This is a genomic window from Meiothermus sp. CFH 77666 (assembly GCF_017497985.1).
Taxonomy (GTDB): domain Bacteria; phylum Deinococcota; class Deinococci; order Deinococcales; family Thermaceae; genus Meiothermus.
Map to the genome: position 1 here is coordinate 49,979 of NZ_JAGDFV010000019.1, position 24,574 is coordinate 74,552.

Below are 24,574 nucleotides of genomic sequence, written 5' to 3' on the forward strand. Positions count from 1 at the left end.
GGAATGAACAAACTCTTCGCCCTATTGGTTGCAGCGCTGGTGCTGTTTGGGGCCGTGCTGGCCCAGCAGACCCCGGCCGGAACCAACATCTCCAACCAGGCCTCGGCCAGCTACATTGACTCGGCCGGCCAGGCCCGTACCACCACCTCTAACCAGGTCATCACCGTGGTGCAGCAGGTGTACAGCTTCAGCATCACCCCCGACGGCACCCAGGCCACTCCCGGTCAGATCCGCAACGCCCTCCCCGGCGCCCCTGTTTACTTCAGCTACACGGTCAGCAATACCGGTAACGGCTCTGATACCATCAACCTGACCACCGTGCAAGACACGGGCGATAACTTCGACCTGAGCGGCACGGCCATCTACCTCGACGCCAACTGCAACGGCACCATTGACCCTGGCGAAACCACGGCCATCACCAGTGTGAACCTGACCCGCCAGGGCACCCCCGGGGCCAGCGCCTGTGTGATTGTGGCCGGAACCATCCCGGCCTCGGCCACCAACGGCCAGTTTGGCAACCTCAACCTGAGCGGTACCTCCGCAGGCAACACCAGCGTGACCGACACCAACAACTGGGCCCGGGCCACCGCCACCACCAGTGCCGCCCTCACCGCAACCAAGTCGGCCAGCCCCGCCGGTAGTGTGAACCCTGGCAGCAGCATCACCTACACCATCAGCGGTTCGAATGTGGGCGGTAGTGCGGCCAGTGGCGTGAGCGTCAGCGGCCTCGGAACCGGCATTCTCATCTCTGACGCCATCCCGAACGGCCTTACCGTATCCACTGCACCCACCGGCAGCGCAGGCGCAGGCACGGTGCAGATCGTCTACTCCACCAACGGAGGCGCCACCTGGACGGCGACCTCGCCCCTACCCCTCACCGGCAACGCCAGCGGAACCAACCGGGTAGGCATGTTCATCAGCGGCAGCGGGGCCTTCTTCCCCCAGACGGCTTCCTATACCTTTAGCTTCCAGGCCACGGTACCCACGGCCTCGGCAGCCGGAACCACCTACACCAACAGCGCGACCGTGCAGTTCAACAACGGCACGGCCAACCAGACCATCACCTCCAACACCACCACCAACACCACCGCCAGCCGCTTCAGTGTGGCCATCGGCGGCACCGGCGCGAGCGCGGTGGACGGGGCCGATACCCAGACCTTGGCTTCGGCCTTCTCGGGCAGCACCGTGAGCTTCAACTCCACCCTGCAAAACACCGGCAATGCCCCCGATAGCTTTACCCTGAGCCTGGGCACCAGCACGATTGGGGTCTGCACCCTGTTCCAGTCCGACGGCGTGACCCCCCTCTCCGGCCCGGTGGGCCCCCTGGCGGCGGGTGCTACCTACACGGTAGTGGTACGCTGTGCCATCCCGGCCAGCCAGACCACCGGTGGCAGCGTAACCCTGACCGCCACCTCGGTCAGCAACCCCAGCGGTAGTGTGGCCACCCTGCTCGACGGTGTGGACGCCACCACCCTGGCGGTTACCACGGTGGTCTCGGGCTATGGCGTGGATGCTGCCCACAACACCAACGGCGCAGCGGGCGGGGAAGGCCCTGACCCTGCCAACGATAGCCGTGCAGGCTACAACCCGGCTGTGAACCCGGGTGGCACCGCTCAGTTCCCCTTCGAGGTGAGCAACACCGGCCAGAATGCCGACTCCTACACCTTTACTGCTTCACTGCCAACCGGCTGGACGGTAACCTTCTACCCCGACACCAACTGCGACGGCAGCATGGATGTCCCGCTTCCAGCTCCTGTAAGCGGAACGGGTCTGCTGAACAATGGCAGTACCAGCTGCTACATCGCGGTGGTACAGGTGCCTGCCGGCGCCGCACCCGTAGACGCCACCCCCGTCACCGGCGACAACGTGCAATTCACCATCACCAGCACCACCCTGGGCAGCGTGAGCGATACCATCCGGGGCGCGGTGGATGTGAACCTGGTGGCCCAGATTAGCCTCGAGCCCCCTCGCACCGGCACCATCACCACCCCCGGCACCCTCACCTATACCCACACCCTGGTCAACAACTCCAACCAGAGCGGGGTGTGCAGCCTCGCAGGCGATGGCGGCAGCCACGGCTGGACGTATCAGTACTCGCTGGACGGCAGCACCTGGACAGCCAGCCTGAGCGGAGTCTCGGTAGCGGCCAACGGCGGTAGCCAGACCATCTACGTGCGGGTGCTGACCCCTGCCGGGCAGCCCATCGGGCGCACCGATGTCAACACTCTGACGGCCACCTGCACAATCGGCAGCGCCACCGCAAGCGACAGTGTGACCGAAACCACCACCGTGGTCGGCGGCGACCTGCGTCTGACCAAGACCGGCGTGAGCTTTGTGGGCACCAGCAGCACCGTACGCGACGCGAACGCGGCGACTGCGCTCCCCGGTGACGTAATTGAGTACACCGTGGTGGCCAGCAACATCGGGACGGGCAACCTCTCGCAGGTGGTGATCACCGACCCGCTGCCTTCCTACACCAACTTTGTCAGCGTGAGCGCCACCATCAGCGGCTTCAGCGGCGGCACGGTGCTTTACTCCACCAACGGAACCACCTGGAGCGCCACCGCCCCCACCAGCCTCGGCGCGGGTAGCTCGATTTATGTGGCAGTGGACACCAACGGCGATAGCACCATCAGCAGCGCCGACCTGATGCCACCTTCAGCCACCATTACTATCGTCTTCCGCGTTCAGGTGCAGTAAGGCCCCCGCCCACCCCCCAAACAGGGGGGTGGGATAAATAACCCGGAAAACACCGTGCGAGAGCCTATGATTGACCCTGAGCGGACTGTCTATAGGCTCTCGCACCACTTTTTCAATAGGTTTCACAACATCAGATGAACTTTTCTGCGCCCTCTTGCACTCACACCTCCCTGACCGCCGCACTCCAAAAAGTCCTGCGGGTGGGGTGGGGGCTGGCGTGGGTTTTGCTGCTCCACCTGGCCTGGGCCACGCCCGCCGGTACGGTTATCCGCAATCAGGCAACGGCCCTTGTAGGAGGGCAGGTCTATCTGTCGAACGAAATCGAGACCGTGGTGCAGGCAGTGTGCGCACCCTCCCTGACCCCAAACGGAACCCTGGGCTCTCCGGCTCAACGTGCAGTGGTTCCGGCAGGGGGGTTCGCGTATTTTGCCTATTTGCTTCGCAATAGCGGCAACCAGAGCTTTACCTTCAACCTGGGCTGGATACAGGACAGCGCACCCTGGGCGCCCAGTTTGGTGCGGTTGTACCACGACGCCAACGCCAACGCCCGGCTGGATGCCGGGGAAGTGGAAATCAGCAGTGTCACCCTGGGCCCGGCCCAGGAAATCCGGCTGATTCTGGAACTACAAACCCCTTTATCGGCCTCCGGCGAGCTGCACATCGGCCCGGTGGCCACCTGCCCGGATGGCACCCGCGACAACGACAACTACAGCCGGGTCAGCATTGGCACTGGGCCGGCGCTCAATGTGGTCAAATCGGTGGATACGCCGGAGGCCCAGGAAGGGCAGGAGGTACGTTTTAGCATCCGGGTCTGGAACCTGGGCAGTGCAAATGCGGCCGGGCCTATTTACGTAAGCGATCTGCTGGACACCCCGGAGCTGCGCGACCTGACCTACGTGACGGGTTCGGCCAGCGCCGCCAAGGGGCGCCTCGAGTACTACGATGGAACCTCCTGGAACACCAGCGAAACTGGGGTACGGGGAATCCGATTGGTGCTGGAGGGCCTCGAGGCCGGCGAGGAAGCGCTCTTTAGCTTCCGCATGCGGGTGGGAGCCGGTGCGCTGGCAGGCCCCAGGCGCAACATCGTCAGCGCCGAGTCGGCCAGCAGCAGCGCTCAGAGCTCCGTGGAGCTGCGAATTGCCGCCCAGTACGCCCTGGCCCTGGGGCCTCTGAACAATCCACAGGCGGTGGGGGCTGCCGACCGGCAAAGCGCCCAGGTGCTGGCCGGACAGCCCTATTGTTTTACCCATACCCTGCTCAACGGGGGCAACACCGCCGACAGCTACACGTTGGAAGCAGTCGGCCTGCCGAGCGGAATTAGTCTGAGTTACCAGACCTTGCTTGGTAGCAATCTGTCCACTCCGATTACGCTCCCTGCCGGAGCCAGCCTGAGCTTTAGGGTCTGCCTGCCCGGTTTACCGGCGGGCACAGCGCCTTTTGAGTTCATCCTGCAAGCCCGCTCAACAGCCACGGGCAGCACCGACCCCACCACCAACCAAGTACAGGTGCTGAGCTTTTCTCAGCTAGTTCTACGCAAGAGCAGCAGCGTGGGGCCCACCGTATCCCCCGGCGAGCGGGTGGTCTATACCCTGGAAATCGAGAACCCCCTGCCCATTGCCCTCGAGAACGTCACTGTGGAGGACGTACTGGATGCGAACCTGGAGTTTATCTCGGCCTCCGGGGGCGGAACCTATTTATCCGGGAGCCGCACCGTGCGCTGGAGCCTGAGCCTGGCGGCGAACAGCACCCGCACCCTGAGCCTGGAGGCCCGCGTGAGCCCCAGTGCCCCCGATAACAGCTCCATTCTCAACCGCTTCAGCCTGCGCTCCGAGGCCATCAGCAGCCCGCTCTTTTCCAACACCGTGACCCTGAACGTGCTGGCCTCGGCGCTCCTGCTGGAAAAGCAGGTGCAGCCCAGGCAGGCCAGCGTGGGCGACCTGCTGACCTATACCCTCACGCTGGTGAATGTGGGCCGGGTAGACCTCTCGGTGCGCCTCGAGGACACCCCGGATGCCGGCCTGGCCTACGTACCCGGCAGCGCTACCCCCGGCGAACCCCTCCTGCAAGGGGGCCGGCTCGTCTGGAACAACCTGACCCTCACCCCCGGCGCCCGCATGGTGCTGAGCTACAAAATGCGCGTGCTGGCCGGGGCCGGCCCAACGCTGCGGAACACCGTCCAGGCCATCGGCAGCACAGGTAGCAACGCGGCGGTCGCCAACGCGGTGGCTTCGGCAGTGGTACAGCTCCAGCAGGGGGTGTTCACCCCACTCCACAGCTTGCTGGGGCGGGTCTTTCTGGACGCCAACCGCGATGGCCTATACACGGCGGGCCTGGATGTGCCGCTACCGGGGGCTCGAGTGCTCCTGAGCAATGGGCTGCAAACCCTGACCGATAGCGAGGGCCGCTACAGCTTCCGCAACCTGGCCGGGGGGCTGTTTGAGGTGATGCTCGAGGCCGCCTCGGCACCCTTCCGGCCCCTCCCCCACCCCGAAGCCCAGGGCGACGGCTACCGTCACCGGGTGCGGGTGGAGGGCCTGACTGTGAGCGACTTCCCGCTCGAGCGCCCCACCGGCCTGGTTCGGGCTATACGCGAGACCACCCTGGAGTTTGGGCCGCTGAAGGTGGAGAAGAAACTGCTGCCGCTCCCGAGCGGCCTCCGGGTGGTACTGGTGCTGAGCTCCGCCGAAACCCTTAACGAGCTGACCCTTACCGACCCGCTGCCCGGCGGCGGGGAACGGGTGTTCCGGTTTGAGCAGTTCCAGGGCACCCAGACCCTCACCTACGACCTGCCCGATGGCTTCCTGACCGACCCCCAGGCCCGCTGGAGGTATCCATGAAGGGGACGGGGCACAGCAAGAGCAGCCTGTACCCTGGGGTGCTGGTGGCCCTGAGCTTTTGGCTCTGGGCTTTCGGCGGCATAGCCCTGGCCCAAACCCGCACCGATCTGCGGGGCATCGTGCCGGGGGATCGGCTGGGCTGGGAGATTCAGGAGCTGCGGGCCAGCGTGGTGGTGAACAAACCCACCCTTCTGAACCTGCAAATTTACTCGCCCGGCTTCGACCCCAGCGATTACCGCCGCGCCCTGCGGGGCCAGGAAGAACTCGGCGACGAGCGCTACGACCGGGGCCAGGGCGAGATGGTGGCGCAGTTTGTGCTGGCACGCGACGGGCAGGTTCTGGCCCAGCAGACCTACCGGGTGGAGCCCCACCGCTGGGTGCTGTTCTTCCGAGGCCCGGTTGAGCCTGGGGTGTACCAGCTTTCCAGCCGCCTGCTGGGCCTGGGCAAGAACGCCTTCCGTTACCGCATCCAGACCAGCGTGCCGGGGGCCGCCGAACTGCTGGTAGACCCCACCCTGCAACTCTACGATGTGCGCCAGTTTCAGATCGGCAACCCCCTCTCGGTCGCCACCATCAAGGGCCAGGACTGGCTCGAGCCCTTCGTGCTGAACGTGAACCCCGAGGTGCTGCCCCTGCGCGTAGGCTTCTACGACGAGGACGGCGCCAAAGAGATGGAGGGCCGGGTACGGCTGCCGGACGGGCGCCAGGAGCCGCGCCCGGTCTCCGGCGACCGGGGCTGGGCCTACTACGACATCCGCCAACCGGGGGTGATTACCTTTGGCTTCCGCCAACCCAAAACCGCCACCCAGTACTCCAACACCATCGGCTTCCGTGTGGATGCCTGTATGGAGGTCGAGCAAAACGCCTTCCGGGTGGTGGCCCCGCGTCCGGTTACGGCTTTGGTGGTGGATGGCGAAGGCCGCCCCCTGAATGTGCCCCTTGCCACCGAGGGCGACAAAATCCGTACCCTGACCCTTCCTTCCCTACCGGAGGGCTACCGCCTGGCGCGGCTGGAGGTACAGGGCGGCGAACGCCTGGGTACCCAGAGCGTGCGCTTTGGCTGTGCCGGAGGGCAGGCCCGTTTTGTCCTGGAAAAAATCGCTCCTCCTCCGCCGCCGCTTGCTACCCTGGAGCTCGAGGCGCTGCTGGTGCTGCCGGAGGGCGAACAGCCCCTGAACCTGAAGGTGCAGGTGGGCGAACAGGAGATAACCCTGAACCAGGGAAGGGCGAGCCTGCAGCTACCCCCCGGCAGTTTCAAGCTCACCCCTCAACTGAACGGCGCTCGCGTGGTGGGGCCTGCGTCGGTGCAGCTCGAGGGCGGCCAGACCCGGCGGGTGCGCTTTTTGGTTTACCCGGAAGTAGAGCTCAGCCTGGAAGCCACCCCCACCACCCTGCGGGTGGGCGAACAGACCACCCTGACGGCCCGCGTCCGCACGGCTTTCCCGCGCCTGCTGCCCGCCGACCTCGAGCTCCTGCTACCCCCCTGCCTGGAAGCCCTGGGCGCGACCCGCCTGAGCGCGCCCGTGGCCCAGGGCCGTGAGGCCGTGTTGCAGGTGCCGGCCCAGGCCACTTGCAAGGGCGAGCTCGAGGTGCGCGCGGTACTGGCCCCCTGGCAGCAGCAAGCCCGCACCGGGCTGCGCGTCCTCCAGCCCGCTACCTTCACCCTGCACAAGGAAGCCCTTACCCCCCGTGCGGCAGTAGGCAGCGAGGCCGTCTGGCGCCTGCGGGTACAGAACACCGGCGACGAGGCGGGCCGGGTGCGGGTGCAGGATCCCCTGGCCGCCGGGTTGCAGGGTATGCCGCTCGACCAGACCTTGGAGCTTCAGGCGGGCGAAGAACGGGTGCTCGAGGTACGCGCCCGGGTAGCCCCCGAGGCACCCCCCACCCTTACGAACACCGCCCGTTTGCTCAATGAACGCAACGAACCCCTGGCCGAGGCCCGCGCCGAGGTGCAGGTGCTGCGCCCGGTGGCCGAGCTCTCGCGCTCGCTGGACAAGCGCGTGGTGGTGCCGGGAGAGGGGGTGGAGGTGCGGCTGGTGGTTCGCAACACCGGCCAGGCCCCCCTGACCTACACCCTGCGCGACACCTATCCCGAGTGGCTCGAGGTGGCGCAAACCCCCGAATTTAGCGGCGAACTGGCCCCCGGCCAGAGCGCCACCCACATCTACCGGGCCCAGGTGCGCTTTGGCACCCCGGCGGAGGGGGCCTTCCTGGCCCAGCTTGTATCCAACGGCGGCAACCCGAGCGCACCCGACAGCCTCCGACGCACCCTGCTGCGCCTGGAAAAAACCGTCGAGCCGGCGCGGGTGGTGGTGGGCGGCGCGGCGGCCTTTACCCTGCGCCTGGAAAACCCCACCGACCATGCCATAACCCTCGAGCTGCAAGAGTCTCCCGACGAGGGCCTCAAAATGCAACTGCCCGACAACCTGCGCTTTACCCTGCAGGCCAGGGAGGTGCGCGAACTGCGGCTCGAGGCCGAGGCGGGCCGGGTGGGGCTGCTGGAAAACCAGGTCACGGCGTTTGTTAATGGAGTCCCGGCCTCCTTCCCCACCAAGGCCGTTCTGACCGCGCTACCCATCCTGGAGCCCCTGCGCCTTTCCACCGTGTACCTTGAGTTCAACGTTCGGAACACCACCGCCGGGGAGCGCCTGCTGCTGACCCACCAACCCCCCACCCAGACTGCCTACGAGCCGGGTTCGGCCCGGCTGGATGGCCGGCCCCTACCCGACCCCAGGGTAGACGACGCAGGCCGCCTGTACTTTGAACTGCCCTACCAGACCCAGGGGGTGCTCTCCTACCAGCTGCGCCACCGCGAGGCCCTGGGGCCGGTGGCCGAACCCACCCTGACCCTGCGCATCGCCGACCAGGAGGTGTACTTGCAAGGCCAGCAGACCTTTGCCAGCTTCGAAAAAGCCCGGCCCCTGGAGGCCCAGACCCGCGAGGGCTTCATTCAAGAACCCCTGCCCGGTACCCTTTTCCGGGTGGACAAGACCCGGGTGGTGCTGCAAACCCCCCTGGGCCTCGAGACCCGCCTGACCCTGAACGGCCAGCCCATAGACGCCAAAAACCTGGGCCAGGCCACCTACGATAGCGGCAGGGGCCTCCAGCGCCTGGAATACTACGGCCTGCCGCTGCAACCTGGGCGCAACCTGATAGAGGTGCAAACCGCCGCGGGCTCCGACCGGGTGGAGGTCTTCCTGGCAGGCAGCCCCACCCGGCTGGAGGTGCGGCCCCTGCGCCTTTTGGCCGATGGACGGACGCCGCTGGAGTTAGAGATACGGGCCCTGGACGCCCTAGGCCTGCCGAGTGGCTTTGGCGCGGTCACGGTGGAGACCTCGAGCGAGCCCCTCGAGCCCGACGCCTTCCCGCTCCTGTCCGGCTACCAGTTGCTGCTGCGGGATGGGCAGGCAGTTCTGCGGCTCAAACCCACCGCCACCCCCACCCCCCTGCGCCTGCGGCTGGCCTATGGCGACGTGGAGGGTCAGGCCGAGTTCTTCGTGCTAGGCCGCCAGAACCGGCTGTGGCAGTTCCAGGGCAGTGTGGGGGCCCGGTTTGGCGAGAGCATCCAGGTGTTTGGCCTGGGGCGCGGCTACCTGGAAAGCCCCTTTGCCGCCGGCACCCTGCGGGCCGCCCTGGATGGCTCGCTGCGCTTTAACCAGGGCCAGCCCGCAGTGGAAAGCGGCCTGCGCGACCTGCCTGACCCCACCGGACGCTTCCCGCTCACGGGGGCGGGCAACGAAGCCCAGTGGCCCCTGCGCTCCGAGGATCCGGTAGCCCTGCGCTACGACCAGGAAGGCTTTAGCCTGGGCTATTTTGCCGACCGGCTGAGTGTATTCGGGGTGGGCGAACTGCCACAGGGCACCGCCCTGCGCATCGAAACCCGCGACGATCTGGCCCTGCAAGGCTTTGCGGGCTGGCTGCCCGTGGGCAGCAAAACCGACCTGATCGTGCCGGATGGCACGCGCTTCTACCGGCTCAGTGGGCCCGCCGAACCGGGCAGCGAGCAGGTGGTGCTTTTGGTGGGGGCCAGCGAAAAGCCCCTCGAGCGCCTCAAGGACTATGTGCTGGACGCCGCCAGCGGCACCCTGACCCTCTCGGAGCCGCTGTGGCCGAGCAGCCCCGACTTCCAGCCGGTGCGCCTGCGGGTGGCGTATGCCCCGCTGGGCGGTGCCCGCGAATTTGGCTACGGGGCCGGGGTGCGCTGGCGGGTGGGCGATTTCAGTATTGGGGCGGGGGCCGCGTACCTGCCCGGCAGTGGCTGGCGCTACGGGGCCGAAGCCGCCTACCAGATACCGGGGTTTGGCCTCCGGGCTGCCTACAGCCGGGGCAGCTTCGAGCGGCTGGGTCTCGAGCTCTCCGGCAAGAACGGCCCCCTGGAGTCCAGCGCCAACCTGACCTACCAGGGCAAGTTCCAGGGCCAGGCCCAGGTGGCCTACAACCTGAGCGAGGCCGATCGGATTTCGCTCGAGCACCAGACCACCGAAACCAACCAGACCGGCCTGCTCTATACCCGCCGCCTGAACCCCGCCTTCTCGGTGGGGGGCGGGCTGGGCTACACCTGGGAGACCGCCACCCTGCTGGGCCTGGGGCGGCTGGGCTTCAGCAGCGGGGCCCTGAACACCGAGCTGACCCACGCCCAGCCCTTCAGCCTGACCCATAGCGCCGCCACCCGCCTGCGGAGCACCTATGCCTTCGACGCCAACCTGAGCGCCGAGGCCGACCTGACCCAGACCTGGGGCCTGGGCTTCTCGGGGAGCCTGGGGCTCAAGCAAAAACTGGGCGGCGCCAACCTTTCCCTTGCCTACCAGTTGCCCGGCGCGGCAGGGGAAGGCAACCGGGCCCGCTTTGGGCTGGAAGCGCCCTTCCCCCTCTCCGAGCGCTGGAGCCTGAACGCCAGCGCGGGCTACGAGCGCAGCTTTTCCACCGGCAGCAACCAGCTGGCCTTTGGCCTGGCCCTGCGCTACCAGGCCGAGCAGTTTAGCGCCACCCTGGGCGCCGAGACCGCCTGGGCCGCAGGTCAGCCAAAGGTGGTGTTGCGGGCCGGGGCCACCGGGCAGCTCGATGCCCAGCAGACCCTCTCGCTGGACGCCAACTACCAACTTGCCCCCGCCCTCCTGGGCCGCTTTACCCTGGCCTATGCGCTGCGCGGGCGCGAGGTCTCGCTGCTCACCTACCACCGCCTGAATAGCGGGAGCGAGCCCACCCTCGAGGGGGCCCTGGCCACCAGCTACCACCCCAGCCTGAGCTTCCAGCTCCGCCCCAGCCTGGCCTACCGCCTCAAGCTCGACGACCCCGCCGGCCACACCTACCAGCTGGGCCTGGGCGGCAACTACTACCTCACCGACTGGCTGGGTCTGGGGGCCGCCGCCTACTACCAGCTCCAACCCGGCACCCAAAGCAGCGCCACGGCGTTTTCGCTCGAGGCCAGCTTCCGCTTGGTGGAGGGCCTGTGGTTCAATGTCGGCTACACCCTGGGCGGCTTTGTGGGCCTGACCCCCGACACCGCGCCCGGCTTCTACCTTCGGCTGGACTTCTTAGGGGGTAGCCGATGAAGAAGCTCCTTTTATTCTGCCTAATACTTGCTCTAAGCCTAGCTCACGCCCAGGTCGTGCGTAGTTTTGCTACGGTATTCAACTCCAACACCACCGGGGATATCAGAATTCTGGGTAACACCCTGATGACCTGTGGATCGAGCACGGTCACCCCCACCAATCCGCCAAGCTGCAACACCAACAACACAAGTCAAAACAATAACCTACAGACCGCATTTGTCGATTTCGACACAGACTCGTCCACATCTAATTCCTCTCGAGCGGCCCTGAGCCTACCGAGTGGAGCCCAGGTGCTCTTTGCCGGGCTGTACTGGGGGGCTCGTGCCAATCCGAGCACAACCACACGAAACCAGATTCGTTGGCGGCCTCCCGGCAGCAGCGGCTACCAGACCCTAACCGCAGACTGGATAGAAACCATCACAACGCAAGGGGCCGCCGCCAGCCGCCCTTATGCGGCCTTTGCAAACGTGACCAGCCTGGTACAAAGTGCCGGAGCAGGTGATTACTGGGTAGGCGATATTACCGCCCTCACAGGCAACGACGGGCTGGGTTTCTACGCTGGCTGGAGTTTGGTGGTAGTCTACCAACACTCCTCTGAGCCCCTACGCCGCCTGACTGTTTCGCATGGGCTGGCTGTGGTCAGCAGTGGCAATAATGTCACCCAAACCGTTTCCGGGCTGCTCACGCCTGCGGTGGGCACGGTGCAGGCCCGCGTGGGCGCGGTGGCCTGGGAAGGGGATGGGGGTATTAACGGCGACCAGTTTCAGATTCGCCCAACCGGTAGCCCCACCTGGACAAGCCTGTCGGACACACAAAACCCCAGCAACAACTTCTTTAACTCCAGCATCAGCGCTTTGGACACCCGTTACAGCGCCAAGTCCCCGGACTACATCAATCAGCTTGCTCTGGACGCCGACATCGTGCAGTACAACAGCCTGCCCAACAACACCACCTCGGTAGACTTGCAGTTCACCTCTACGGGGGATACCTATTTCCCACAGGTGCTCACCTTTGCCGTCAACATCTATGCCCCCGACCTCACTTCCACCTTTACCAAAAGCGTAGCTGACCTTAATGGGGGCAACGTACTCATAGGGGACATTCTGGAATACACGGTGAGCTTCACCAACACCGGCCAGGATGGTGCTACTAACGTTGTCGTGCGAGACCCCATTCCCACTGGCACCCAGTATGTGCCGGGCAGCCTGCAGGTGATCTCCAACGCCCCCAGCGCACCCACCGGCACCTTTAGCGATGCTGCCGGGGACGATATTGCCGAGTACAGCCCCTCTTGCAGCGAGCTGTCGGGCAGCCCCCCTTGCGTACGCTTCCGGCTGGGAACCGGCGCCAACGCCAGCCAGGGAGGGCTCATCCTGCCCACTCAGGGAGCCAGCGTGCGCTTCAGGGTGCAGGTGCTGCCCAGCGCAGCCGGTCAAACCATTACCAACACCGCTCAGGTCAGTTACAACGCCCAGACCCTGGGCACAGCCTTCAACCAGACCGCCAGCGCCAATGTCAGCACTACTGTTCCCACCCCACCCAGCATCAGTAAGGCCTTCGGCCCCGCTAGCATTCCCATCGGCAACCCCAGCACGCTCACCATCACCCTTTCCAACCCCAATGCTCAAACCGCCACGCTTACGGCGGCTCTGGTGGACAATTTGCCTTCGGGCCTGACGGTAGCCAGTCCGCCCGCTGCCACCACCACCTGCACGGGCGGAACCCTCACAGCCAATCCTGGCAGCACCTCGGTCACCCTTAGCAGCGGGGCACAGATACCCGCAAACAGCACCTGCACAATCAGCGTGAACGTTACGGGCAGCACTCCTGGGAGCTACACCAACACCTTGAACGCCGGAGCCCTGCAAACCAACCTGGGCAACAGCACCGCCCCGGCCACCGCAACGCTCACCATCCTGGGGGCCAGCTTATCGGGCCGGATCTACGCCGATTCACAACCCAACGGACTGCGTGAACCGGACGAGACCTGGACTGGCCCCACCGTATATGTGAACCTGGTACAGGGAAGCAGTGTGGTGCAGTCGGTAGCGGTAAGCGCTGGAAGTGGTGCCTACACCTTCAGCGCTGTGGCCCCCGGCAGCTATACCTTGGTAGTCTCTACCACTCCCAGTAGCACTACCCCAACGGCTCCTACCGGGTGGCTCTTCATCAACCCGGCAGGCTCACGCCCCATCAATATGGGCAGCAGTTCCATTTCCGACCAGGACTTTGGCCTGTTCAACGGTTCGCGCATTCGCGGCACGGTTTTCTACGACGATGGCCTGAGCAGCGGAACCGCCAACGACGCGCGGCAAAACGGGGGGGAGCCTGGCATTCCCAATGTCTTGGTATCGGCCTCAGATGGAACCAATAGCAAGAGCGTTACTACCGATGCCGGCGGCGCTTATACGCTGTTTATCCCGGCCAGCTTTGGTTCTACCGTTACCCTGAGCCACCCTCAGCAGCCCGCTACCGGAAGCAACGTGGGCGGGGCCAGCGTGAGTCTGGCCACCAGCTACGGCAGCGCTGCCGCAGCGAGCCGAACCATCAGCGGCTTTAGCCCTGGGCAGTATTACGAAGGCTACAACTTTGGGGTGGTACGCGATAGCCGTCTGAGCCCGGATCAGTCGGGGCAGTCGCCCAGCCCCGGTACAATTACCTACGGTCACCTGTACCGTCCGGGCACCCTGGGCACGGTAAACCTTATCCAGAGCGGGGGCAGCTACACCTACGCCCTGCGCCGCGACGTGAACTGCGATGGCGATTTTGCCGACCCCGGCGAGGGCTTCCAGCCTTTGCCGCAGAGCTTCACGGTGGACGCCACCTGGCCGCGTGAAACCGACGGCAGCTTGCGGGCCTGCGCCCTCGAGTTGCAGGTAGTGGTTCCGGCGGGTCTGCCGGCGGGGCGGGTGGACATGGCCCAGCTTCAGGCCGTCCTGGGGTGGGCAAACAACCCGGCTATTACCGACAACCGGCGGGTTTTCGACACCACCACTGTGGTTTCGGCGGGGGGGCTGCAACTGCTCAAGGAGGTTCGCAACGTGAGCACGGGTAGTCCCTTTGCAGCTAACGGGCAGGGGCGGCCGGGCGAGGTACTCGAGTACCGCATTGCTTATCGGAACATTGGCAGCCAGCCCATCTTTAGCGTGGTGCTGGCCGACCCCATCCCCTTCTTCACCGACCTGGTACAGAACGCTTATGGAGGCAGCGGCGAGGTAGAACTGGCCTGCCCAAATGGCTCGCTGGTATACCCCAATCTGGGCCCCGCAACCAACATCAGCCTCAACCTGGCCTCGCTATGCCCGCTCAGCACGGCCCCCCACCCCAGTGGCAGCGGTACCGCACCGGCCCTCCTTCCTGGGCAGGGGGGTTACTTCCTGTACCGGGTTCAGGTAAAGTAATGTCTGATTAGGTCTGCCCGTCACCATTCGGCGATAAAACTGTAGCGCTCTTCAGAGGTAGGTTTTTAGGTGAAACGAGTCGGTGGAGAGGTGACAACAATCGAGGTGGCCTCAAGATTCGCTGGCGCACTTCACCAACGACTCAGATAGCCGCAGTATGGAGGTCGCCGTAAAACGCACGTTCGAACAAGCCCGTTCCTTTCTTACCCAGGCCGCCTTATCTGAGAGCCTCGAGGAGCGTGACGCTGTGATTGCCGAAGTGCGCCGGGATTCGGGTTTTTTTGAAGGGTATTCGCCCGATCAAGTCAGTTTGTTACAAGATATCTGGTCTGACGTAATCAATGGGGCGCGGGAGATCGCGTTGGCTCGCAGAGTTTTGTAGTAGCCATAAGGTTGTTAAGCCTCGAGGAGGCTAAACTTAAGCATATGTCGTTGCGAGTTCTGCACGAATCGTTAGGGGTGGCCTGGCATGCCCAGGGTGAGCAAGAGATTCCGTGGAGCTACGGTGAAGTCGAGGCCGAACTCGAGGCCCTCCGGTACGGCGCAGCCCTGCTCGACTTCTCCGAATATGGGCTGGTAGAGCTAAAAGGCGCCGACCGGCGCGATTTTTTGCATAATCAGTGCACCTCCGACATCCGCCGGATGCCTGAAGGGAGCTGGCTCGAGACGGTATTTCTGAACGCCAGGGGCCAGATCGAACACATTGGCCTGGTGCTCCACCTGGGCGAGTCTTTCTGGATTAGTTCCCCCAGCGCCAAAGGCCTTGCCAACCGTTTTCGCAAGTACATCGTGTTCGATCAGGTAGCGGTGCGGGAGCTCGAGGGCTGGCTCACCCTGCGCCTGCAAGGCTCCAGGGCCGAGGAAATCGCCGGGCGGCTGGGCCCCCTGCCCCCTCGCTGGGGGATAAACAAGACTGAAGCCCTGGTGATAACCCGCGATGAGCTGGGCCTCTGGCTTTTTGTTAGCGCCGATCAAGGGCCGCTGTTAGCCAAAAAGCTGCTGGAAAATGGGGCCACCCCGGTAGGCCGCGAAGCCTGGCAGATCTGGCGGGTAGAGCGGGGCCAGCCCGACCTGCCCGAGGCCCTGGGCGAGCTGCCGCAGGAGGTTGGCTGGGAGGGCCGGGTAAGCTACAAGAAAGGCTGCTACCTGGGGCAGGAAATTATGGCGAGGCTCGAGGCGCGGGGCAACACCCGCTACCAGCTGATGGGCCTGCTGGGCCAGAAGGAAATCCCCTCTGGAGCCCCCGTATTCCGCGAAGGCAAGCAGGTTGGTCGGGTCGGCACCGCCGTCGAGTCGCCCCAGCTGGGCGCCATCGCCCTGGCCTTGTTGCGTAAAGAGCTGGCCCCTGGCGATCAGGTACGAATTGAGGGCTGGTCGGCCACCGTGTCGGCACTACCCATGCAGTAGCCGGAAGCGAGTCCTCCTGTCTGAAAGCCTTAAGAGGCTTTCCTCTCAGTGAAACCCAGCCTGAGGCATGTAATACTGTCTTCGTCTATACACGTTACCGGTCATGAGAACGATGGACTGGGGAACAGGGGTTAGGGGATAGGGCACAGGCCTTTGAAAACACCAACCTCTCTCCTGCCGTCCACTTCCACCTTGGGTGTCGAAGAAAGTGTGGTAGGTCTCTAGCCCCTACCCCCAACCCCCTACCTCCGGTGGCATGCGGGGCTTGCCGTAGCGCGGCTCAAGACCTGGTTCTGGATCGTAAGGTAGATTTCGGAAGCGGAGATGTCCTGCGACCCCAGACCCAGTTCGTATGATGGTACGCAGGAATCCGCCTTTGACGGATTTCAAAAGTTGCTGTAATCTATAGGGGTTATTATGTTTTTAGCAGAAATAATCGGGGTAGGGGATGAGCTCCTGTATGGCGAAACCGTGGATACCAACACGGCAGAAATCGCCGTCAGCCTTCAGCCCTACGCCGTGGAGGTGCGCCGAACGCTTCGGGTTGCCGACGACCTGGAAACCCTGGCCCAGGAGGTGCATCAGGCCTGGCAAAAGGCCCGGCTGGTGGTGCTTTCGGGGGGGCTGGGCCCCACCCCCGACGACATTACCCGCGAGGCCATCGCGGCGGCTTTGGGTGAAACCCTGGAGCTAGACCCAGTAGTGCTGGAGTGGCTCGAGAAGCTCTTTGCGGATCGGGGTTGGAAGATGCCCGAGGCCAACCGCAAACAGGCCCTCAAAATCCCCTCGGCCCGTTGGATCGAGAACCCTCGGGGCACCGCCCCCGGCTGGTGGGTGCATCAAGCAGACAAAGACCTGATCTGCCTGCCCGGCCCCCCGGCGGAGTGGCGCCCGATGTGGGCCCAGACCCTGCCCCAACTGCACCTGCCGCCAAAGCCCTACAAGCAGGTGACTTTCAAGACCTTTGGCCTGGGGGAGTCGCGCATTGTGGAGCTATTGGGCGAGCTATTCAAGCGCAATGGGCAGGTCGAGGTGGGCACCTACGCCAGGATGGACGGGGTAGCGGTGGTGGTGCGCGGCGAACCAAGCCTGGTAGACCCCCTTGTAGAGCGCATCCGCCCACTGTTGGGCCAGGCGGTCTGGGGCCAGGATAGCGACACCTTGCCGGTGCTCACCCTCAAGGCGCTGGAAGCCCAACAGGCCACACTGGCAACCCTCGAGTCCGTAACGGGCGGAGCGCTGGGGGCCCTCCTGACCGGGGTGGCGGGCGCTTCCCGGAGTTACCTGGGAGGGCTGGTTCCTTACAGCCTTGCTGCCAAGTCCCAACTCCCTATTGACCCAGGTGTAGCCGCTCAGCACGGCGTGGTTTCTGCCGCCTTCGCCGAGGCCATGGCTTCCACCGCCCGCCACATGCTGAACTCAACCTACGCCCTCTCGACCACCGGGGTAGCCGGGCCCGAGGCCCTCGAGGATCAGCCGGTGGGCACACTCTACGTGGGTCTGGCGGGCCCCGGCGGCGTCAAGTCTAGGCACTACCGCCTGCCCGGCGCAAACCGCGATGTGCTTCGCCAACGGGCCGCCCATGCCGCCCTGGCGTTTCTGGTATCCGAACTGCGGGGAGCCCAATGACGATACCGTGCATCCCACATCCGAGTCGTGAACGGAGGGCCGACTCCCAGACGAACCCGACCAACCCCGTGAACGAACTTAGCCCTCGAGGCTCAGCCTGCAGCCATGGGCGCAGCCGGAGGAGACCCTCATGAGGCTCTTCTATGCCATCTTCCCCCCGCGCACGGTGCAGGAAGCCCTGGGCCAGGCCCAGGAGAAGGTACGGGGCTTCAAGGGCTGGAAGCCGAGTCCAGTCCACCAGCTTCACATCACCCTGCTTTTTTTGGGTCAACAGCCCGAGGAGCGCCTGCCCGAGTTCCGCCGCATCGGACGAGAAGTGGCGGCCGCGGTGCCCGCCTTTGAGGTAGTGCTGGGGGGAACCGGGTACTTTCCCGCTACTGGCTCCCCCCGGGTCTGGTTTGTAAAGGCCACCGGAACGGGTCTGGAGCCCCTGGCGAAAGGGCTACAACAAGCACTTCCAGACCTGGAAACAGCAGCGTTTCATCCTCACCTGACCCTGGCTCGCAAAAAGGGCCCGGCCCCCCGCATCGGGCCGTTGGTGATGAATCTACAGTTCCGGGCCAAAGCAGTATGCTTGGTGGAGTCGAAGCTCGAGCGTTCGGGTGCACAGTATCGCGTTATAGAACAGTTTCCGCTTGGTTGAATGACATCCCCGCAATCTGAATAGGAGCGTATATGGATAAAGAGAGACAAAAAGCGTTGGAAGGGGCTTTAAAGTCCATCGAAAAGCAGTTTGGCAAAGGGGCCGTGATGCGCCTGGGCGAAGCCCCCCGACAGCAGGTGGATGTGATTTCCACCGGCAGCCTGGGCCTGGACATGGCCCTGGGCATCGGCGGGATTCCCAGGGGTCGGGTCATCGAGATTTATGGCCCCGAATCCGGCGGCAAGACCACCCTGGCCCTCTCCATCATCGCCCAAGCCCAGCAGATGGGCGGGGTAGCGGCTTTTGTGGACGCCGAACATGCCCTCGACCCCATCTATGCCAAGAGCCTGGGGGTCAATATCGACGATCTGCTGGTCTCCCAGCCCGACACCGGCGAACAGGCCCTGGAAATTGTGGAACTGCTGACCCGCTCGGGCGCCATAGACGTCATTGTGATTGACTCGGTGGCGGCCCTGGTACCCCAGGCCGAAATCGAGGGGCAGATGGGCGATGCCTTTGTGGGCATCCAGGCCCGCTTGATGAGCCAGGCCCTGCGCAAGCTGACCGCGGCCCTCTCCAAAAGCAACACAGCGGCTATCTTTATCAACCAGATTCGGGAAAAGGTGGGTCAGATGTACGGCAACCCCGAGACCACCCCTGGCGGGCGGGCCCTCAAGTTCTATGCCTCGGTGCGGCTGGACGTGCGCAAGCAGGGCCAGCCCATCAAGGTGGGCAACGAGGCGGTGGGCAACCGGGTGCGGGTCAAGGTGACCAAGAACAAGCTGGCCCCCCCTTTCCGTGAGCACGAGATCGAGCTGTACTTCGGCAAGGGCATTGACCCCCTGGCCGACCTGGTGACGGTGGCCATTGCAGCCGAGGTGGTGAGCAAATCGGGCTCCTGGCTTTCCTACGGCGAGACCCGGCTGGGCCAGGGCAAGGAGAAGGCCGCCGAGTTCCTCAGAGGCGAACCCCGCATGGCCCAGGAGATCCGCGAGAAAGTTTTGGCCCAAGCTGGTAAGCTATCGGTACTGGCAACCTCTGGTGAGGACGAAGAGTCTTCTGCCATGGCTGCCGAGGCTTAAACTGCTTGCTAGGTGGGGTTCTCCCAGTATGAAGGGCCAGGAAGCCATAGTTTTCCATATTTGCCCTGTGCGGATGCACGGGGCCAAAGGGCAGCTTGGTGTAGAGTTTGGAAACGATCTACCTCTGGTGTGGCGTTTGACTCGAGCAAATCCAGCAGCGGTTCCCACCCTTACTCCGCAGGAGCGGGGCGAAAGACTCCGGCAATCCGGCGTGATCTGGAACATGCCAGGGAACCTGTCTGTACCCGGATTTGCCCGAAATAGCAGGAGATTTATTTAGCAACTAAACGCCTGCCAGACCCGAAACTGTGAGAACCTCCTTGCAAACCCTGGAGGTTCCGATGGCTTTTACTCCCCTGGATCTGATACTCACGCTCATCGTGATCGTGTTGGTGGTGATGGTGGTACTGCTCTTGCAGCGCAGCAACCGCCAGACCGAGGTTAATAAAAGCGAACTCGAGGCCGCCCGCCGCGAGGCCCAGCAAACCCTGGAGGCCGCCCGCCGCCAGGCCCAGACGGCGCTGGAGCAGGCCCAGGCCCAGGCCAAGACCCAGCTCGAGGCCGCCCGCAGCGAGGCCCAGAGCCTGCGGCAAAGCGCCCAGGCCGAGGTACAAAACCTGCGCCAGAGCGTGCAGGCCGAGCTCGAGCGACTGCGCACCCAGGGCGAGGAGCGCCTGCGCCAGCAGCTCAAAGAGGAGCGCGAACGCCTGCAAGCCAGCCTGCAAGCCGAGCGCGAAGCCCTGGTCAGCGAGCGGGCCTCCATTCAAGCCGAGCGCGAGCGACTGCAAGCCGACCTCCAGGCCAGCCGGGCCGAACGCGAGGAGCTCAAGCGCGAAACCGAACGGCTGGCCCGACGCGGGGAACAACTCGATGCCCGCGCCGCCAAGCTCGACGAGCAGGAAGAAAAACTCGATGCCCTGGAGAAAGCCCTCGAGGCCCGCCAGGCCGAGCTGGCCCAGCGTGAGCGCCAGATTGACCTGAAGCTCCAGGAGGTGGCGGGGATGAGCGCGGAGGAGGCCCGCAACCTGCTGCTCTCGCGGCTCGATGCCGAACTCGAGGAGGAAAAGGCCCTGCGGGTCAAGGCCAACCTGGAGCGCATCCGGCTCGAGGTCAAGCGCGAGGCGCAAAAGCTCCTGGCCCAGGCCGCCCAGCGCCAGGCCTCCGAGACCGCAGCGGCCCTGGCGGTTTCGGTGGTGCCCATCCCCTCCGACGCCATGAAGGGCCGCATCATCGGGCGCGAGGGCCGCAACATCCGCACCTTCGAGGCCCTCACGGGCGTGGATCTGATTATTGACGACACCCCCGAGGCCGTGCTGCTCAGCAGCTTCAACCCCATGCGCCGCGAGATTGCCAGGATGGCCCTGGATCAGCTGGTGCAGGACGGGCGCATCCACCCCAGCCGCATCGAGGAAGTGGTGGAAAAAGCCAAAAACGAGATGAAAACCTTCATCTACGAGCGCGGCGAGGAAGCCGCCCTGGAAGCCGGGGTGGTAGGCCTCAAACCCGGCCTGGTACAGCTTTTGGGCCGCTTGCACTTCCGTTCGTCGTATGGCCAGAACGTGTTGAAGCACTCAGTGCAGGTAGCACACCTGACCGGCATCATGGCCTCGGAGCTGGGGCTGGATGCCGCACTGGGCCGCCGGGCCGGGCTGCTGCACGACCTGGGCAAGTCGGTAGATCGCGAGATCGAGGGCACCCACGTCGAAATCGGTATCACCCTGGCCTCCCGCTTCGGTGAGCCCAAGGAAGTCATTGACGCCATCGCCCACCACCACGACCCCGAAAACGGCGAGACCCTCTACTCGGTGCTGGCTGCCGCCGCCGACGCCATCAGCGCGGCCCGCCCCGGTGCCAGGCGCGAGAGCCTGGAAGAGTACATCCAGCGCCTCGAGCAGTTGGAGCGCATTGCCCTCAGCTTCCCCGGCGTGGACAACGCCTTCGCGGTGCAGGCCGGGCGCGAGGTGCGGGTCATCGTTAAACCCGACCGCATCAGCGACGCCAAAGCCACCCTGCTGGCCCGCGAAATTGCCGGGCGCATCGAGCGCGACATGAACTACCCCGGCCAGGTGCAGGTCACGGTGGTGCGGGAGAGCCGAGCTGTGGAGTACGCGAAGTAGAACGCTCTTCGCAGCAATCGAAGCATCCGGGATCAAAAATCCTTTGTCCTGGACAGAACGGTGGCTGCTTGCAAAATCGAAACCCAAGCACCCGTGGGCTGGGCCGGCCCCCACGATTGGGTGCTTGACACGCGTCTGGGCCCAGACGGATTCTCGTTTTAGTGAGTAGCCGCGTCTGTGAAGAGAGCAATAATCCCGTTCACCTGCGCCGCTTTTGAATCCTGTGGCGCCACCAAGAGATGACCCGTGCACAGAGGGCAGGGGATTTAGACAGACTGTCCATTGCACCTGAGGGGTCTTTGCTCCTACCATGGGCTTATCTGGGCTTTACCCCTCCCCAAAAGTTTTCTGGCCCACAAGGAGGCGATATATGGCAGTCAAGGAACCTGAAATCACCCTCAAGCGCGTTTCGCACTGGATTGGCGGCAAGCTGGTTGAAGGCCACTCGGGCCGCAGCGGCGTGGTCTGGAACCCCGCCACCGGGCAGCAACAGGCCACCGTAGACTTCGCCTCGGTGGAGGAGCTGGATAGTGCGGTGGCCGTGGCCAAGGAAGCCTTCAAGACCTGGCGGCAAACCCCCCTTTCGCGCCGGGCCGAGATCATGTTCAAGTTCCGCGACCTGGTCGATCAGAACCGCCGCAAGATCGCCGAACTCATCACCCTCGAGCACGGCAAAACCCTACCAGACGCACTGGGCGAGGTGGCCCGGGGGCTGGAAAACGTGGAGTTTGCGACGGGCATTCCTCACCTCCTCAAGGGGGGCTTTTCTGAGCAGGCCAGCCGGGGGGTGGACGTGTACCAGATCCGCCAGCCGCTGGGCGTGGTAGCAGGCATCACGCCCTTCAACTTCCCGGCCATGGTGCCCATGTGGATGTTCGCCAACGCCATCGCCTGCGGCAATACATTTATCCTCAAGCCCTCCGAAAAAGACCCCTCCCCCAGCCTTTTCCTGGCCGAACTCTTGCAGCAAGCAGGCCTGCCCGATGGGGTGTTCAACGTGGTGCAGGGCGACAAGGTAGCGGTGGATCGCATCCTCGAGCACCCCGACATCAAGGCCGTGAGCTTTGTGGGCAGCACCCCGGTTGCCCGCTACATCTACGAGACCGGCACCAAAAACGGCAAGCGGGTGCAGGCCCTGGGGGGCGCTAAAAACCATATGCTGGTGCTGCCCGATGCCGATATCGGCATGGCCGCCGACGCCGCCGTGAGCGCGGCCTACGGCTCGGCGGGCGAACGCTGCATGGCCATCTCGGTGGTGGTGGCGGTGGGCGACCAGACCGCCGATAACCTGATCGCCGCCATCAAAGAGCGCATGCCCAAAATCAAGGTGGGGCCGGGGCTCGAGGAAGGCGTGGAGATGGGCCCCCTGATCACCCGTGAGCACCGCGACAAGGTGGCCTCGTACATCGAAAACGCCCCCCGGGAAGGGGCGACTGTGGTGGTGGACGGGCGCCAGGATCCCGTCGCCCTGTCCGAAGGTTTCTTCCTCGGCACCAGCCTGCTCGACCATGTCAAGCCCGGCATGAAGTGCTACGACGAGGAAATCTTCGGGCCGGTGCTGAGCGTGGTACGGGTCAAGACCTACGACGAGGCCATCCGGCTCATCAACGAGCACCCCTACGGCAACGGCACCGCCATCTTCACCCGCGATGGCGGCGCTGCCCGGCAGTTCCAGTTCGATGTAGAGGCCGGCATGGTCGGCATCAACGTGCCCATCCCGGTTCCGGTGGCCTACTACAGCTTTGGCGGCTGGAAGGCCAGCCTGTTCGGCGACCTGCACATGTACGGCCCTGAGGGGGTGCAGTTCTATACGCGGGCCAAGGTGGTCACGAGCCGCTGGCCCGACCCCAGCACCTCCAAGGTAGACCTGGGCTTCCCGCAGGTGCGGTAGAGCAGGTTGCTGGAGCTTTTGGACCCCCACTGCGATTGCGTGGGGGTTTTTGCATTGGGGCTACCCCCTGAACACCCGCTTAACCTTATCCCAGAAGCCTTCGGGGGCAACCTCCTCGCCGACTTCGTGGGCGTACTGGCGCAACAGTTCGCGGGCTTTTTTGGAGAGCTGCTGGGGCACGGCAATTTGCGTAACCACCCGTAGCTTGCCCCGGCTGCGGCTGCCCGGGTGGGGCAAGCCCTGGCCCTCGAGCTCGAACACCTCGCCGTCGTGGGTGCCAGGGGGTACGGAGAGCTCGAGCTCACCCTCCAGGCCCGGTATGTGGGCCTTGACCCCCAATGCCGCCTGGGCCAGCCCCAGCTTGAGTTCGTAGATCAGGTTGGAGCCTTCGCGGTGGAGGTGGGGGTGAGGGCGGATGTGCGGACGCACATACAGGTCGCCGGGCCCCCCTAGCCCCAGGTTGCCCATGCCCGAGACCCTTAGAAGCTGGTTTTCGTCAATGCCCGCCGGCATATTGACCTTGATTTTTTCCGAGCGGCGAACCCGCCCCTGGCCTTTGCAGGTCTGGCAGGTCTCGGAGAGGGTATAACCACGGCCCCGGCAGGCTGTGCAGGGCACCTGCGCCACCATGTTCCCGAAAAAGGTTCGCTGGATTTGCTCGAGCGTGCCACGACCTCCGCACGAACGACAGGTCTGCCGCTTGCCCCCCTGGCCATTACAGCTTTCGCAAATAACCATGCGCTCGTACTCGAGCTCTTTCTCAACACCGTGCAAGACCTCTGCGAGTTCTAACTCGACAGCAGCTTCTAAATCCTCGCCACGGGGCGCCCGGCCAGCCCCGCCCGGTGAACGAAAGCCAAACACCTGCTCAAACAGGTCAAAAATATCTCCAAAATTGCTGCCGCCAGTGCCAAACCCGCCGGGGGTCGCAGTACCGTAGCGGTCGTAGTTGGCCCGCTTTTCGGGGTCGGAGAGCACCGCGTAGGCCTCGTTGATTTCCTTGAACTTCTCCTCGGCAGCCTTGTTGCCGGGGTTTTTGTCGGGGTGGTACTGAAGTGCCAGCTTGCGATAGGCCCGCTTGATTTCCTCGGCGCTCGCATTCCTGTCTACACCCAGGGTTGCGTAGTAGTCGTTCATCGAAGTTTAGTCTAACAGGCTTAGGTATTTTTCTTGTGGGATTGAACACACGGGTAGTAAGGTGAGATTATCCCTGGGGGTAGTTGAAAGGGAGGCCCCTGTCAGCGCAGATTACGCTGTGTGAAAACAGAAAGACCTCCCATCGAAAGGTTAGCTTGTCCGATTGAAGGATGCAAAC

Annotated in this window: 12 protein-coding genes; 11 read left to right on the forward strand and 1 reads right to left on the reverse strand. The window is 64.3% G+C overall.

Annotated features, from left to right (window positions below):
* Window positions 1-3 precede the first annotated feature (3 nt).
* The 11 genes from J3L12_RS10830 to J3L12_RS10880 all read left to right on the forward strand — a co-directional run bounded on the left by J3L12_RS10830 (window position 4) and on the right by J3L12_RS10880 (window position 23,259).
* The gene (locus J3L12_RS10830) at window positions 4-2,700 is read left to right on the forward strand and encodes a DUF11 domain-containing protein (RefSeq protein ID WP_208015072.1); all 2,697 of its coding nucleotides are present in this window, start codon (window positions 4-6) and stop codon (window positions 2,698-2,700) included.
* 134 nt (window positions 2,701-2,834) lie between these two features.
* Window positions 2,835-5,537 (forward strand): DUF11 domain-containing protein, encoded by a 2,703-nt coding sequence (locus J3L12_RS10835; protein ID WP_208015073.1) that lies wholly within the window; start codon window positions 2,835-2,837, stop codon window positions 5,535-5,537.
* Window positions 5,534-11,089 carry a DUF11 domain-containing protein gene (locus J3L12_RS10840; RefSeq protein WP_208015074.1) on the forward strand — a complete coding sequence of 1,852 codons (5,556 nt, stop codon included), beginning with the start codon at window positions 5,534-5,536 and terminating at the stop codon, window positions 11,087-11,089. The genes J3L12_RS10835 and J3L12_RS10840 overlap by 4 nt, the downstream gene beginning before the upstream one ends.
* A gap of 56 nt (window positions 11,090-11,145) precedes the next feature.
* Window positions 11,146-14,490 (forward strand): DUF11 domain-containing protein, encoded by a 3,345-nt coding sequence (locus J3L12_RS10845; RefSeq protein WP_347708883.1) that lies wholly within the window; start codon window positions 11,146-11,148, stop codon window positions 14,488-14,490.
* A gap of 157 nt (window positions 14,491-14,647) precedes the next feature.
* Window positions 14,648-14,872 carry a hypothetical protein gene (locus J3L12_RS10850; protein ID WP_208015076.1) on the forward strand — a complete coding sequence of 75 codons (225 nt, stop codon included), beginning with the start codon at window positions 14,648-14,650 and terminating at the stop codon, window positions 14,870-14,872.
* Between the two features lie 44 nt (window positions 14,873-14,916).
* Window positions 14,917-15,897: a folate-binding protein YgfZ gene (locus J3L12_RS10855; protein ID WP_208015077.1), complete on the forward strand. Its 981-nt coding sequence runs from the start codon at window positions 14,917-14,919 to the stop codon at window positions 15,895-15,897.
* Window positions 15,898-16,314: 417 nt separating this feature from the next.
* The gene (locus J3L12_RS10860; protein ID WP_208015078.1) at window positions 16,315-17,526 is read left to right on the forward strand and encodes a CinA family nicotinamide mononucleotide deamidase-related protein; all 1,212 of its coding nucleotides are present in this window, start codon (window positions 16,315-16,317) and stop codon (window positions 17,524-17,526) included.
* A 130-nt stretch (window positions 17,527-17,656) separates the two neighbouring features.
* On the forward strand, window positions 17,657-18,169 hold the full coding sequence (thpR, locus tag J3L12_RS10865; protein WP_208015079.1) for an RNA 2',3'-cyclic phosphodiesterase: 513 nt from the start codon (window positions 17,657-17,659) through the stop codon (window positions 18,167-18,169).
* 32 nt (window positions 18,170-18,201) lie between these two features.
* Window positions 18,202-19,251 (forward strand): recombinase RecA, encoded by a 1,050-nt coding sequence (recA, locus tag J3L12_RS10870; protein WP_208015080.1) that lies wholly within the window; start codon window positions 18,202-18,204, stop codon window positions 19,249-19,251.
* A gap of 341 nt (window positions 19,252-19,592) precedes the next feature.
* The gene (gene rny / locus J3L12_RS10875; RefSeq protein ID WP_208015081.1) at window positions 19,593-21,368 is read left to right on the forward strand and encodes a ribonuclease Y; all 1,776 of its coding nucleotides are present in this window, start codon (window positions 19,593-19,595) and stop codon (window positions 21,366-21,368) included.
* Between the two features lie 370 nt (window positions 21,369-21,738).
* A complete protein-coding gene (locus tag J3L12_RS10880; protein WP_208015082.1) occupies window positions 21,739-23,259 on the forward strand; it encodes a CoA-acylating methylmalonate-semialdehyde dehydrogenase in 1,521 nt (506 codons plus the stop codon).
* A 60-nt stretch (window positions 23,260-23,319) separates the two neighbouring features.
* On the opposite strand, the gene dnaJ is transcribed toward J3L12_RS10880, so the two are convergent.
* Window positions 23,320-24,396 carry a molecular chaperone DnaJ gene (dnaJ, locus tag J3L12_RS10885; protein ID WP_208015083.1) on the reverse strand — a complete coding sequence of 359 codons (1,077 nt, stop codon included), beginning with the start codon at window positions 24,394-24,396 and terminating at the stop codon, window positions 23,320-23,322.
* Between the last annotated feature and the right edge of the window lie 178 nt (window positions 24,397-24,574).